Here is a 13,189-nt window from a genome sequence, read left to right as displayed (position 1 = left end):
GCTTCGTACCCTTTCGACCTGAGGCATGCTGTAACGTCTCGTCGAATTCCTGCGACATCCGATGAGGATGACAAGGGCGACAATAGCTTTGCCGAGCAAAGTTCACTCTGGAATAACCGCTTGGAATTGCCGAAATGATTCTCATGGGCATCTCCGAAACGCGCCAGGAATCATTACCATATGGGAATCTAATCAGTCGCTATGTGCGTGAGATTGCAATGGGAGTGATGACGCCACGTCGTCGCGCAGTAGTTCCATTTGGAACTTTTGCGATGGCCTCGCATGTTGGCAAAAAAAACGGAATAAATCGCAAAATATTTTGCATTATCGTCGTCGCTAGACCAAATCGATCGCTGGTGAATACTAAATAGCTACGGGATCCAGAAAAACTGAGGTACTCTCGAAAAGCTAGCTTCCAAGGGCGGCACGTAATAGCCCTATACCGCACGTGAAAATGCGAAGAAGAAGCGCCCTCGGACGGGAGCGAGGCACGCAGCAAGATCGCAGTCCCGCGATCGTTGCTACAAAAAAGTCGAACCTTGAGGTTCGACACGACCAGGATCTGTGACAACCCACAACCTGGAAGCTTGCTGGAATGTCGTTTGATGGCGACCAGCATCTGCGTTGGATAAAGCAGAGTATAAAGGGAGATCGCCCAACCGCCCCTCCTCGCCTTTTGGCGAGTTGCTCTAATCAAATGTGTCTTGGCTCCGTGAATGAAGGATTCAGGAAGGAACGCTTCGCCATCGAAGGGCAAAGTGTGCCTTTCACCGTGGATGAGAGGTATCATTAAGAGTACTTGTTGAACTCGCTTCACGAGTTCAACGAGCTTCGCTCGGACCTAGAGCTAAAAATTAGAAATTAGAGAAACGAGCAATTATAAGAATACAAATTGCCAGTAGGAACCTGAGATCATCAATTGCTACTGGTACTGCTTAATCCTTATGAGCTGCTCTTAAGGTCCAATGAATTATTGCGAGTTGATCAATAATCTCAATCTGAAATCATAGTATCACAAGATCAGCAACTGGCCGTTGGTGCTTGAATGAATATCTACGAGCTGATGAATCCACTGTAGCGCAAGAATTAAAGTTCAAAAGACCAAAAAAAATCCCATGTTCTGATCCTGGCCATAAACTCGTTGTGAAATCTATATTTTACAATGAGTCCCACCAACTGATTGAAATCGAGTCACTTTCTGCGTCGCTTGCTCCAGGACTCATCCAGACTCATTATTTCAGTTGGTTTGAAGCTGAAAACATAATGAGTTGAACATGGGTCTAACGAAACAAGCAAAGACACTTTGCAAGAGCCAAGTCGCTCTTCTCTTCATGATGCTGAAAGGCACGCGCTATCCGCTGCGCAACAAGGTGATCGCCTTGCTCTCTATCAAAGCCGGTCTGAGGGCTAAAGAAATTGCAAACCTCACATGGGCAATGGTCACGGATGCTCAAGGTCAATTGAGCGAAGCTATTCATCTCCGGAACGCAGCCAGCAAGGGTAAATCTGGACGGGTCATTCCTCTCAACAAAGAACTGAAAGCGGCCTTGCAAGAGTTGCAGAGGCAGGCAGGATCTTCTTCTTACGTCATCGTCACCGAACGTTCAGAGCAATTCTCTTCTGCCGCCATCGTCAATCTGTTTGCAGCATGGTTCCGCAGAATAGGACTGCAAGGCTGTTCCAGCCATTCTGGAAGGCGGACCTTCATCACGAACGCGGCCCGTAAGATCTCCACGGTTGGTGGCTCGCTCAGAGACGTTCAGGCTCTTGCCGGCCATAAGGCGCTCAGCACTACACAGCGCTATATTGAAGCCGATGCCGCTGCTCAGAAGCGCGTTGTTGATCTCGTTTGAGCGTCAGATGAAGACATCGGACTGTCAATCGGCACCCAAGTTTGACCCCTCATCGGCGTGCAATGTTGACCCCGATGCAGCATGAGCTTCTTCGCCTCCAAGCTCGGAGCTGCGGAGCGTAGCGAAGCAGCGGAGAGATTGGAGGCGGGGTCAGTTTTCGACGCCGATCGTCATGTGCGAACAATGCCGGTTCACACCGACACCGGCAAGACTGGCCTCGGCACATGGGCCATCGGCTTCCCATGATGGGGTCGCTCGTGGCAGACGCGGCAGGCACGGATCGCGCTCACCAGGGCATCGAGCGTTTCATCACCGTCCAGCGCGGTGGAAGATGCAATGCTGACAGTCGCCCGTTTCGGCATGCTAATGTCGTGACACGTTAAACAAGGTGACACGATGATATTTCGAAATGGCACACGCGATGAACATGACGACTTGCAAGCCTTAGCGACTCGACTTGTTCTCTTCCATGAGAACGTCCTTTAAGACCACAGCATCGTTGTGCTTCTCGTCATGCGCGCTGTAGACGAGCGTGACTGTTTGCTTTCTGGCCAACGCGCGGATGTGGTCGAGGATGTCGACATGGTCTTGAAGCTCAGAGCGGTAGCGGCGCTGAAATTCTGTCCAGCGCTCCGGATCGTGGTCGAACCATTGCCTCAGCTCAGTGCTCGGCGCGATTTCTTTCTCCCACTCGTCCAGAGAAGCCTTCTTCTTACTGATGCCGCGAGGCCAGAGCCGGTCGACAAGGATGCGCATGCCATCCTCTGGTGCCGCGGGCTCATAGGCACGCTTCAAACGCAGATGCGAAACAGGAACGGATTTCCGCGGCATACGCGCCTCCTTCTTTAAAGAACCTGCGCTGGTCATATGATGTGAGGTAGCGCGACGCTCATACGAGAAGGCTATGCACGTCACCTTCGATATTCTTTCCTGAAATGTGTCGAGAACACTTTCTTTTCCATTCGCCACTGCCTGATTTGCCGATCTGGTTTCGGAGCACGGCTTAACAACCAGCGTCATTTTTCAGATGCGCGACACTCAGACAACGAGCAGAGCGGTCTATCCGGGGTTCCCGGGATGGACATTTTGAACACCATAGGTTGGCGTATTGGCGAACTCTGCCGGCACATCCAGCATGCGTGCCGCATACCATACCGACCAAGCAACCACGAAAAGCGACAGCACCCAGACCCAGACAGGGATCGATGAGCGCGCTTCAGCGCGACGTGGATCGAACGGATCGTCCGCACTGAAAGCATCGACCCTGAAACTGATATTGCCGCGGCGTGTTGAATGCGGGCGCAAACCCGAGACGATGATCCCCGGTCCATTGTGAACCATGAACGGGATTTCCTTGACGCCCTCACCCCCGCTTTCGCCGCGCGCCAGGATCGTTAGCAGATGCGGCCCGTCGGCAAGATCGGTCGTGTCCAAAGCCACATCTGTCGGTAGCTCTTGATCGACAATCGGTTGCGCACCGCCATCGAGATAAACGCGCACGCGCGGCTTTTCCATGACCACACCTCAATCCCGATTGTCGTCGCGCAGGATATTATATTTCGGGTGTCGGCGGTTGGTTTCTCCTGGCCACAATAACATTTTGAACATGGCGACGAAACATCCGATCGTAATGACACCGGATACCGCGATGATCATGAGATTGCCGAGCAGCGACCCTGCCATATGGTGTTCCATGATGCTCTCCGCTCACTTCCCTTTGGCGCGTATCGTTGCCACTTCCTTGTCGGTAATTTGCTTGCCGTGATTACCCCACGAGCTGCGCTCATAATTGATGATGTTCGCGATATCGGCGTCGTTGAGTGTGCCGCCGAAATCGGGCATCTCGCTATCGTACTTGACGCCATCGACCGTTGCGCCCTTGAGGCCGAACAAGACGGTATGGATATGCATTGCCGGATCCGCATCATTGACGACCGCATTTCCTTTGAGAGCTGGAAATGCGCCGGGCAAACCTTCGCCCGTCTCCTGATGGCAGACTGCGCAATTGGCGCTGAACAACTGCTGCGCCTTCTTGGAATCATATCCGCTGCCCGTCGGCATAGCGGCGGAGGTTGGAGCCCTCGCCGGCGCCGGTGAGACTGCGGCATGACTGTTTGCAGCCTCTGAATTTTCAGGCCATGGCGTCTGCTTGAGCGACATCAAGTACGCCAGCAGAGCTTGCGCCTGATGGCTGGGAATGACCACGCCATGGGCTGGAGCATACGCTTTGGGCACAGGGATTGGAGTGACGCCCGATGGCGCTTTGTCTACGATCTCGAACAGCCAGGAAAACGACGGCATGATCGACTGCGGCACTACCGCTCGGGGATTATAGAGGTGGATGTACTGCCAGACCGCGTTCGGCTGTCGGGCCCCGATATTGGTGAGGTCCGGGCCGGTCCGTTCCGAACCCAGAAGCTCCGGCGTCTGATAGGCAAAGTCGCCGGGTGCGGATGGTCGCCCAAAGACCTTATCCTGGGTCAACGGGCGCACCTGCTGAGTGTGGCAGTAGCTGCAGCCGTTGGAAACATACATGGCGCGGCCTTCATCCTCGATGGCGGTGAGGGGCTTCACGCCGGGACCAGGCGGTGTGCGCGATAGGAACATTCCCGGCAACACACCCATCATCAATGCGAGGCCTGCGTAGACCAGCGTCGAACCACCTGCGATCAAAACGAGCTTGTTCATGCGGCCCGCTCATGGGCTGAAGCCGAAACCCGTGGCGTCGATCGTGCGCTGGAGCCGAGGGTCATGCACCAAACGTTCCAGGCGAACACCAAATGGCTCAGGAACATGAGCACGCCGCCAACGCCGCGCCAGACATAAAACGGCTGCATGTCGATGACCGATTGAATAAACGGCAACTTGTTTTCCCAGTCCAATCCCTGGATGGTGCCGCCGATGGACAATGAAAGGACGTAGATGATGACCCCGACCAGCGCCATCCAGAAATGCAAAGCTTGGCCGAGTTGGCTCGAATGCCTGCCGGTCGCCGCGGGGAGCAAGGCGTAGATGCCGCCCCAAATGGCAAAATTGACGAAGCCATACATGGTGAGGTGCGAATGACCGACGGTGTAGTTTGTCAAATGCCAAACCGCTTGCAATGAGCGGAACGCCTCGAACGTTCCTTGCGTCGAACCGAGCAGATAACCGAGCACGCCCACGAATATGAACATCAGCGGATAGGAGTGGCGCAACTCGCCGTACGATCCGCGCATGGTCAGCAGGAAATTGGCACTGCCCCCCAGCACCGGAACGAGCATGGCGACGCTGAATACGATGGCCGTCGTTTGCAACCACCAAGGAAGCGGGCTGAACAAGAAATGATGCGCGCCGATGATCGGGTAAAATACGAGGTTGGTCCAGAACGCGAAGATGCCGAGCGCATAGGAATAGATCGGCCGACTGAGCAGCTTGGGCAGCGCATAGTAGAAGGTGCCAAGCGCGAGTGGCGTGAACCACATGCCGACCGCGTTATGCATGTAGAAGCCGGATACGGCAACCTGTCCGAGTCCGTATTGGTACCACGGAAGAATCGCCACCACCGCGATGATGCACGTCCAGAGGACGCCACCCATCGTGTACCAGTTGGAAAGATAGATATCGTCCGTACTTCGTTGCGCCACCGTGGCAAGTAAATTCCAGGCTGTGACCAACAGAGCTGCGAGAAAGATCACCCGTACGGGCCACGGCCACTCGCGGTATTCAAGATTTCCATCGTTGTAGCCGAGGAAAAGCGCAATGGTTCCGACAAACGCCGCGATGTTGAACAACCATAATCCGAGCCACGCTAAGCGCGGGCTGTACAGTGAGGTGCGACTGCTGCGAACGGCGACGTAATAAGCAAGGCCGACAAGTGCGATGCTTGCCCAGCCGTAAAAGGTGCCATTCGTGTGGATTGGACGCAGACGGCCAAACGTCAGCCATTCTCCGGGGCCGAACTCCGGATCTCCGAACTTGTAGGCAAGCACAATCCCGATGAACGTCGCAAAAAGAAGCCATGCCGTCGCGGATATCGTGTAGGCGGCGAAGATCCGGCGCAGGCTTTCATTGCCTTGTTTCACAGTGCTGGCTAATCGCTCCGTCGTCATTTGCGACATGACAGACCTACTTTCTTGACCTTCAGCGTCTGCTATTCCCTCACGACATGAATGATGCCGGTCATATCGGAATGGACGCCATAGAAATATTTCATCGTGCCGACTTCGCTCGCCACATGCCGTCCAGTTTGCCGGCCGTCAGCGTGACATCCCAGCTTCCATCTGCTGCCGTTGCACCGGGCCGGCTCGCGCCATTCGAAATTTCGATCGGTATAGCGAGGCGAACAGTGGTGGTGGCGACAAACGCCAGGGCATCACGCAATAACAGTCCAATTCGAGCAACAAACGCCATCTGCACCGGCTCGCCGACATCGATGTTGAAACCCGATGCCCGCTTATCTTTGCACCAAAAGATACATTGTCAATGAATGTTATCAATGATGGTCGGTCGCTTGTTCGTCGCAGAATAAGATTGTCGTACGCATCCGGTGCAGCATGGGGCGTCGCATAAAGCCCTAGATTATAAGAGCATTTTTAATAACATCGCATTGCGATATATATGCTCATGCGTCGAGCGTGGCGAATTATAGACAACGCGCATTTGCGGTTCGCACCCGAAAACGTGATTAGATATTCAAATTCCCTAAGCGCAGACCCAAATGTATGACTGACGGGACGCGCTACGCTTATGGAGAAATGCAATGCGAATAACTGCGATGATTTGCGGGCTGAGCTTGCTCTCGTGTGCCGCAGTCCCGGCACTTGCGAACGACAGCGTCATCAAGGCCGTCAAGAATCCGAAGAACTGGGCGATGCAGCAGGGCGATTATGCCAACCATCGCTATTCCACGCTTGATCAGATCAATACGTCGAATGTCGGAAAGATGCAGACAGCATGGAGCTTTTCGACAGGCGTTCTCAGAGGTCACGAAGGATCGCCGCTTGTCATCGGCAACATGATGTACTTGACGACGCCATTCCCTAACGTCGTCTATGCGCTCGATCTCGACAAGAGCCAACAGATCGTCTGGAAATATACGCCGAAGCAGGATCCTTCCGTCATACCAGTGATGTGCTGCGACACCGTCAATCGCGGTGTGCAGTACGCGGACGGCAAGATCTTCCTCTATCAGGCGGACACGACACTCGTCGCCCTCGACGCCAAGACGGGTAAAGAAATTTGGAAAGCTGTTAACGGTGATCCAAAGAAAGGCGAAACCGGCACGAGCGCGGCGCTCATCGTCAAGGACAAGGTGATTGTCGGAATTTCAGGCGCCGAGTTTGGCATTCGCGGTCGCTTGACAGCCTACAACATCTCGGACGGCAAGCTCGCCTGGACCGCGTACTCCACTGGTCCGGATCGCGACATGCTTGTCGATCCAGAAAAGACGACGTCGCTCGGAAAGCCGATCGGCAAGGACAGCTCGCTGAAGACTTGGAACGGCGACCAATGGCGGATTGGTGGTGGCTCGACCTGGGGCTGGTATTCATACGATCCCGAGCTAAACCTCATCTACTACGGAACGGCCAATCCCGGAACCTGGAACTCGGTGCAGCGTGCGGGGCCGGACGGCAAGCCGATCGACCAGAAGTGGACGATGACGATCTTTGCCCGCGATCCCGAGACGGGCGTGGCGAAGTGGGCTTATCAGATGACGCCCTTTGACCAGTGGGACTACGATGGCGTCAACGAGATGATCCTCGTCGATGGCCTCGACGTCAAAGGTCAGAAGCATAATGCGCTCGTTCACTTCGATCGCAGTGGCATTGCCTACACGCTGGACCGCAAGACGGGCGTTCCGCTGGTTGCGGAGAAGTTCGATCCGGTCGTCAACTGGACGACGGGTATCGATCTCGATCCGCAGAGTCCGACATATGGGCGGCCGAAGGTAGTCGACACCAAATCGCCGTTCCACAATGGGCAAGACGTCAACTCCAAGGACATCTGCCCAGCGGCCCTCGGTAGCAAAGACGAACAGCCCGCTTCGTATTCGCCGTTGACGGGCCTCTTCTACGTGCCGACCAATCATGTCTGCATGGACTACGAGCCATTCAAAGTCTCGTACACTGCAGGACAACCCTACGTTGGCGCAACATTGTCGATGTATCCGCCGAAGGGTGAAGAAGGCCACATGGGTAACTTCATTGCTTGGGACGCGAGCAAGGGCAAGATCGTCTGGTCGAAGCCCGAACAGTTCTCGGTGTGGTCGGGTGCGCTTACGACAGCCGGTGGCATCGCCTGCTATGGCACGCTCGAAGGGTACTTCAAGTGCGTCGATCAGAAGGATGGCAAGGAACTGTACAAGTACAAGACGTCTTCCGGCGTCATCGGCAACGTGTTCACCTACGAACATAACGGCAAGCAGTACATCGGCGTCTTCTCGGGCGTCGGCGGTTGGGCCGGCATCGGCCTCGCGGCGGGATTGACCAACCCGACGGATGGATTGGGAACAGTTGGCGGCTATTCAGCCCTCAGCAACTACACGGCTCTCGGCGGTACGTTGACCGTCTGGACGCTGCCATAACCGGCGCACTGAGTTGAAGAGATGGCGCGGGTCAGGCTGATCCGCGCCACCCCGTCTGTAGACGGCGGGCCGTTCGCAATGATGTGGGATAGCCAGCATCGCAAAAAGGAGAAAGATCGATGTCCGACGGAATGTATCCAACTGCAACCACTGAGCTTGCGAATAAGCGCCGTGAGCTCTCAGGCGAAACTGAAAAAGCGTTCCAAGCATTCAGTCAGAAGGTATTCGCCGAAGGGGCGCTTCCAGTAAAGGTCAAGCAGCTCATTGCGGTCGCCGTCGCGCACGTCACGCAATGTCCTTACTGCATCAAGGGGCACACCAAGGCGGCATTGCGCCATGGCGCTTCGCAGAAGGAATTGATGGAAGCAATCTGGGTCGCCGCTGAAATGCGAGCGGGCGGCGCCTTTGCCCATTCTGCTCTGGCGCTTGAGGAAATGAATAAATCGACGACGCCTTAGTGCGCATGAGCGTGTCTGACGATGCGACGGGCGATGATGGCGCGCGCGATACTAGCGAACTTAACGTATTAAGATCGTGCGCGATTCAAGATAGCCGGATTCGCCTAGTTCCGCCGTGAATGATAGACACGTCACCTCGCTACTGATTGAAATCCGCTTCGCGAGTTCAACGAGCTTCGACTTGCTATCGGCAGCTAATAACCCAAAACCTCCATCGACGATCAATGATCGATGGCGGCGTCGCGCCAGCGTGCAACGAAATTGCTAAGTTCGCTCTCGGCAATATCTGAGACGGCAAAGTAGTCGAAATCCCGTCCCCGCCACCGGATCACAGAATATCCATCGCGAGCTTCCGCAAGCGACGGCGGGGCCGCGACGCCCGTTCCGGCGCGAGGCACCGCAACGACACTGATGACATGGGCACGGCGCTGGTAAACCAGGACCGGGACGGCCTTCCCATCGAGAATTTCGACACGGCCTCCCGCGAGCGGAAATCCCGAGGCGGCGAGATCGACAACCTGTGGCGAGAGCGCAAGCTTGCTGTCAAACCAAGGTTTCACCGTATGGCGATCGCTCGATGCGACGTCGTAGGGTGTTGCTGCCAGCAACGCGCGCCGGTGATCCGCGACGATTGCCGCGACATCATTCGATACGGGATCTTGACGCAGAATACCGTACGTCCCTGCCCCCGCAACGAAAGCTGCGAGCGCCGCGGCCACGGCCAGCCGACGCCAGCCACCACGCGTTTCGAACGATGAACGAAGCGGCACGACAACCGCCCCAGGCGGATCTGCAATTTGCGCGATACGACGCTTTAAATCATCCGAGGCGCGCTCGTGTGCAACTTGTGAAGCCAAGGCACTCCGCAACTGCTTAAGACGATCATGTTCGGCTTCGAGCGCCGCGTCGCTTTCCAGGCGACGCTCCACGTCCAGCGCGGATGCCGCATCGAGTTCGTCGTCGATGTAAGCATTCAGCAGAAGAAGCGACTCCTCTCGAGACGACCATGATGTAGGTTTGATCATGCGACACCCGCCTTTCCGGTGCCTGCCATCCCGATGCGCTGAATAAGCAGGCTGCGGGCACGCGCAAGGCGCGACATTACTGTTCCGATGGGAATCGAGAGAGCCTTTGCGACCTCCTGATAGCTAAGTCCTTCAATCTCTCTCAGGACCAAGACCTCGCGATACGCGATAGGCAGTGTCGCGATGGCATTGTGAAGGTGCTCGGAATCCGCTTTCTCAATCAGCATGGACTCCGGCGAGGCCTGCGGTCCAACCATTTCCAAGCCGGCTCGCTCAAACGTTCCTTCGTCATCGGTTGTCACCATGACCTTGGGCCGATTCTTGGCGATCCAAGTGAAGGCTGTGTTGCGGACAATGGCGAGAAGCCACGCGCGCGGATCGGCATCGCGGATCGACGAGATCGCTCGGAAGGCACGTATGCAGGCTTCCTGCACGACATCCTCGGCATCGGTGCGATTACCCGTGAGCCAACGCGCCAAAGCCAAGGCGTCGTCAACGTGGGGCAGCACCACTTCCGCAAATCGTTGCTTGTCGTCCATGCCGCCTCACGCGGGCATTACCTGACCAGAATGAATGTACAGTCTCAATCGAGCTAGCGCGCTCGTTCCTTCAGATATTCGATGACGTCCGCACGATCCTTTGCAGCATCAAGATGAAAGAACATTTTCGATCCGGGAACGAGCTTCTGCGGATCCGTCAGCCACTTGTCGAGCGTCTCCTCCGTCCACGTCAAGCCCGAATTCTTCAATGCGGGAGAGTAATTGTAATCCGGGATAGAGCCGGCTTTCCTGCCGACAACCCCGCGATGCCTCGGTCCGAGATCGTTTGTGTCTAACGAATGACAATCCTGGCAACTCTGATAGACCTCTTCGCCGTGTGATGCGTCCGGGGCTGCGAGCGAGTGACCGGAAACAAGCAGGCCCAGCACCGCGATAGCAGCGCAATTCGTTATCTGCCTCATGTCGGAAAAGCCTAATCAGCCAATGACGCGTCGGTGATAGCCAGCGGCGAATTGTTTCTCTTGAACGCCACGCTGGTGACACCGAGTACGCTGCGAAGTTTGTCAGCCGGCACCCGGAGTGGCCCGGGGGAAGGCGCTGCACCAGGCGCCGGCTGTGGGAAGGCCGTGGAACGCGCGGTATGAAACGTCACGTTTCCTTCGACCTTCTGCATAAGCTGATGAATGTGACCGTTGAGGACGGTCACCGACCCGAAACGCTTCAGATAGCCTAGCGCAACGGCTGCATCGTCTGTGCCCCATCCCCAAGTCGGATAAATCGACCATAACGGAATATGCGCGAAGACGACGATTGGCGTCGAAGACTTCAGCGGTCGTAAATCATCTTCGAGCCATTCAAGCTGTTCCGGCCCCAGATATCCAAGACCGAACTGCTTCAAGTTCACCACGTTGTTAAGACCGACGAAGTGAATACCGTTGGCATCGAAGCTGTACCAGCCACCACCTTTGGTGCCTTTGCCGTAGCGTTCGAGATAGGCTTTCTCGGTTGTCTCGTCGGTAATGTCGTGCTCGCCAGGAACGTAGTGCACGTTGAGACCCGTGCCGCCTATGATCTGGTTCGCGTCATCGAATTCAGCGGGCTTTGCACTGTGCGTAATATCGCCGGTGTGTAGCAGGAAGGCCGGCTTCGCCGGCAGCGCATCGATCCGGCCGACGGCTTCCTTCAGCGTGTCGAGAGCATGCGGATTGGCTGGCTTATCGAAGCCAACATGGCTGTCGGAAATCTGCATGAAGGTGAAGCCGCTCGTTGCCGCTGCGGCCGCCTCAGCATCATCGAGTAATGAAAGTGACTTGGGAACACCGCCAGCCACGGTCCAAAGGACGCCCGTGCCCGCCCAAAGCATGCATTCCAATGCGTGCCGTCGATTTACCTTGGGACCGTCAGCGTTATCGTCCATGAGAGTTCCCTTCTGCAAAGCCGTGACATCGTCGTTCGAAGGGCAAGACTCAGGGGGCCGGCGCTTTATTCCGACGTCATCAAAAAAATTGCGCCGCGCGCTCGAAAGCCAATGCCGGTGACGGGAATAATCCATCGCTCCGACGAGTCCGGCTCAGCATCGTTCAACCGACCGATGAACGGTTGTTTGCTGCGCGATTGCGGGTTCGTGTAACGATCGTCATTGCAACAGCGTAAACCCCTCGCAAGCATTGGAGGAATTTCAGAATGCGTCGTTCTCGTTTTTTCTTAGGTTCGCTTTTGGCATTGGTTTGGTCGACTTCTTCGTTCGCATTTGAAACCAAACCATTCGATGCAAACGCACTCGAGGACGCGCAAGCGCAGGGGAGACCAATTTTAGTCGATGTGTTTGCGCCGTGGTGTCCATATTGCAAGGCCCAACACGAGGTCCTTGATCAGCTAAAATCGAACGCTGCATATGAGAAAATCATAATCTTTCAGGTCGATTTCGATCATCAACCTGACGCGCTGAGAACGTTGAAGGTGACGAAACAAAGCACCTTGATCGCATTCAACGGAGAGAAGGAAACGGGTAGGTCGGTCGGCATCACCGATGCTCAGAAGATTGAAGATCTTTTGCTCTCCACGCGGAACTAGATCATGATATTGGCCATCCTTGCAGGTTTGCTATCATCGCTATCGCCCTGCGTCCTTCCATTGCTGCCGATCGTGTTCGGAACGGCGCTCAGCGAACACCGCTATGGACCGGCCGCGCTCGCGGTCGGGGTTGCAGTTTCCTTTACTGCAATTGGGATGCTTGTCGCGACCGTCGGATTTGCACTGGGGCTCACGGAAGAAGTGTTCCGCATGCTCGCCGCAACTCTACTTGCCATCTTTGGAGTGATCTTGATGGCTCCGCAACTTCAGGCAAGATTTGCTGTGATGGCCAGTCCCGTTAGCGGCTGGACCGAGGCCCGTTTCGGCAAATTTGATAGTTCCGGATTGGGCGGCCAACTGTTGTTGGGTTTGCTGCTCGGGAGCGTTTGGAGTCCGTGCATTGGACCGACGTTGGGAGCGGCCTCGGTCTTGGCCTCACAGGGCAAGAGTCTTGCCGAAGTGGCGCTGACGATGAGCGCATTCGGCGCGGGAGCGGCACTCCCTCTTCTTGCAGTAGGTGTTCTTTCTCGCGAGACGATGATCCGCATGCGCGGAAAGCTCGCAAGTGCCAGCACGAACGGCAAGTTCGTGCTGGGCGGTCTGCTCATGCTTTCCGCAGTATTCATCCTGACAGGCTTTGATAAAGACATAGAAACCAAGCTGCTTGAGCTGTCACCAGCATGGCTGACCAATCTCACGACGTCCGTATGATGCG

Annotated in this window: 17 protein-coding genes; 7 read left to right on the top strand and 10 right to left on the bottom strand. The window is 55.6% G+C overall.

Annotated features, from left to right (window positions below; genetic code table 11):
- The first annotated feature begins 134 nt into the window (after nt 1–134).
- The 3 genes from HYPGJ_RS19045 (at nt 135) to HYPGJ_RS19175 (ending at nt 2,099) form a co-directional block, all read left to right on the top strand.
- Complete coding sequence (locus HYPGJ_RS19045) at nt 135–371, top strand: hypothetical protein (protein WP_143440487.1); 237 nt, start codon at nt 135–137, stop codon at nt 369–371.
- Between the two features lie 903 nt (nt 372–1,274).
- Complete coding sequence (locus HYPGJ_RS03760) at nt 1,275–1,853, top strand: site-specific integrase (protein WP_046845968.1); 579 nt, start codon at nt 1,275–1,277, stop codon at nt 1,851–1,853.
- Between the two features lie 81 nt (nt 1,854–1,934).
- The gene (locus HYPGJ_RS19175) at nt 1,935–2,099 is read left to right on the top strand and encodes a hypothetical protein (protein WP_159108281.1); all 165 of its coding nucleotides are present in this window, start codon (nt 1,935–1,937) and stop codon (nt 2,097–2,099) included.
- Nucleotides 2,100–2,297: 198 nt separating this feature from the next.
- On the opposite strand, the gene HYPGJ_RS03755 is transcribed toward HYPGJ_RS19175, so the two are convergent.
- The 6 genes from HYPGJ_RS03755 to HYPGJ_RS19040 form a co-directional block, all read right to left on the bottom strand.
- On the bottom strand, nt 2,298–2,873 hold the full coding sequence (locus HYPGJ_RS03755) for a DUF488 domain-containing protein (protein WP_348270891.1): 576 nt from the start codon (nt 2,871–2,873) through the stop codon (nt 2,298–2,300).
- 39 nt (nt 2,874–2,912) lie between these two features.
- Nucleotides 2,913–3,368: a hypothetical protein gene (locus HYPGJ_RS03750; protein WP_046845966.1), complete on the bottom strand. Its 456-nt coding sequence runs from the start codon at nt 3,366–3,368 to the stop codon at nt 2,913–2,915.
- 9 nt (nt 3,369–3,377) lie between these two features.
- The gene (locus HYPGJ_RS19170; RefSeq protein WP_159108280.1) at nt 3,378–3,548 is read right to left on the bottom strand and encodes a hypothetical protein; all 171 of its coding nucleotides are present in this window, start codon (nt 3,546–3,548) and stop codon (nt 3,378–3,380) included.
- A 12-nt stretch (nt 3,549–3,560) separates the two neighbouring features.
- Nucleotides 3,561–4,541 (bottom strand): cbb3-type cytochrome c oxidase subunit II, encoded by a 981-nt coding sequence (locus tag HYPGJ_RS03745; RefSeq protein WP_046845965.1) that lies wholly within the window; start codon nt 4,539–4,541, stop codon nt 3,561–3,563.
- Nucleotides 4,538–5,953 (bottom strand): cbb3-type cytochrome c oxidase subunit I, encoded by a 1,416-nt coding sequence (locus HYPGJ_RS03740; RefSeq protein ID WP_046845964.1) that lies wholly within the window; start codon nt 5,951–5,953, stop codon nt 4,538–4,540. The genes HYPGJ_RS03745 and HYPGJ_RS03740 overlap by 4 nt, the downstream gene beginning before the upstream one ends.
- 91 nt (nt 5,954–6,044) lie before the next feature.
- Nucleotides 6,045–6,245, bottom strand: a complete 201-nt coding sequence (locus tag HYPGJ_RS19040; RefSeq protein WP_143440486.1) for a hypothetical protein — start codon at nt 6,243–6,245, stop codon at nt 6,045–6,047.
- Nucleotides 6,246–6,594: 349 nt separating this feature from the next.
- Here HYPGJ_RS19040 and HYPGJ_RS03735 point away from each other — a divergent pair, with 349 nt between their 5' ends.
- On the top strand, nt 6,595–8,418 hold the full coding sequence (locus tag HYPGJ_RS03735; RefSeq protein WP_046845963.1) for a methanol/ethanol family PQQ-dependent dehydrogenase: 1,824 nt from the start codon (nt 6,595–6,597) through the stop codon (nt 8,416–8,418).
- A gap of 119 nt (nt 8,419–8,537) precedes the next feature.
- Nucleotides 8,538–8,876, top strand: coding sequence for a carboxymuconolactone decarboxylase family protein (locus HYPGJ_RS03730; protein WP_046845962.1), 339 nt, complete (start codon nt 8,538–8,540; stop codon nt 8,874–8,876).
- Nucleotides 8,877–9,097: 221 nt separating this feature from the next.
- Here HYPGJ_RS03730 and HYPGJ_RS03725 read toward each other — a convergent pair whose 3' ends face one another.
- The 4 genes from HYPGJ_RS03725 to HYPGJ_RS03710 are packed head-to-tail and all read right to left on the bottom strand — an operon-like array spanning nt 9,098 to nt 11,818.
- Complete coding sequence (locus HYPGJ_RS03725; RefSeq protein WP_046845961.1) at nt 9,098–9,901, bottom strand: anti-sigma factor; 804 nt, start codon at nt 9,899–9,901, stop codon at nt 9,098–9,100.
- Complete coding sequence (locus HYPGJ_RS03720) at nt 9,898–10,440, bottom strand: sigma-70 family RNA polymerase sigma factor (RefSeq protein WP_046845960.1); 543 nt, start codon at nt 10,438–10,440, stop codon at nt 9,898–9,900. Before HYPGJ_RS03720 ends, HYPGJ_RS03725 begins: the two co-directional genes overlap by 4 nt.
- Before the next feature lie 53 nt (nt 10,441–10,493).
- Nucleotides 10,494–10,862, bottom strand: a complete 369-nt coding sequence (locus tag HYPGJ_RS03715) for a cytochrome c family protein (RefSeq protein ID WP_046845959.1) — start codon at nt 10,860–10,862, stop codon at nt 10,494–10,496.
- Between the two features lie 11 nt (nt 10,863–10,873).
- The gene (locus HYPGJ_RS03710; RefSeq protein ID WP_046845958.1) at nt 10,874–11,818 is read right to left on the bottom strand and encodes a metallophosphoesterase; all 945 of its coding nucleotides are present in this window, start codon (nt 11,816–11,818) and stop codon (nt 10,874–10,876) included.
- Between the two features lie 266 nt (nt 11,819–12,084).
- Between HYPGJ_RS03710 and HYPGJ_RS03700 the strand changes: the two genes are divergently transcribed.
- The gene (locus HYPGJ_RS03700) at nt 12,085–12,474 is read left to right on the top strand and encodes a thioredoxin family protein (RefSeq protein ID WP_046845956.1); all 390 of its coding nucleotides are present in this window, start codon (nt 12,085–12,087) and stop codon (nt 12,472–12,474) included.
- 3 nt (nt 12,475–12,477) lie between these two features.
- Nucleotides 12,478–13,185: a cytochrome c biogenesis CcdA family protein gene (locus HYPGJ_RS03695; RefSeq protein WP_046845955.1), complete on the top strand. Its 708-nt coding sequence runs from the start codon at nt 12,478–12,480 to the stop codon at nt 13,183–13,185.
- The last annotated feature ends 4 nt before the right edge of the window (nt 13,186–13,189 follow it).

The organism is Hyphomicrobium sp. GJ21, from assembly GCF_001006785.1.
Classification (GTDB): domain Bacteria; phylum Pseudomonadota; class Alphaproteobacteria; order Rhizobiales; family Hyphomicrobiaceae; genus Hyphomicrobium_B.
The sequence above is the reverse complement of the archived record's forward strand: the minus strand, read 5'-3'. Positions and strand labels throughout refer to the sequence as shown.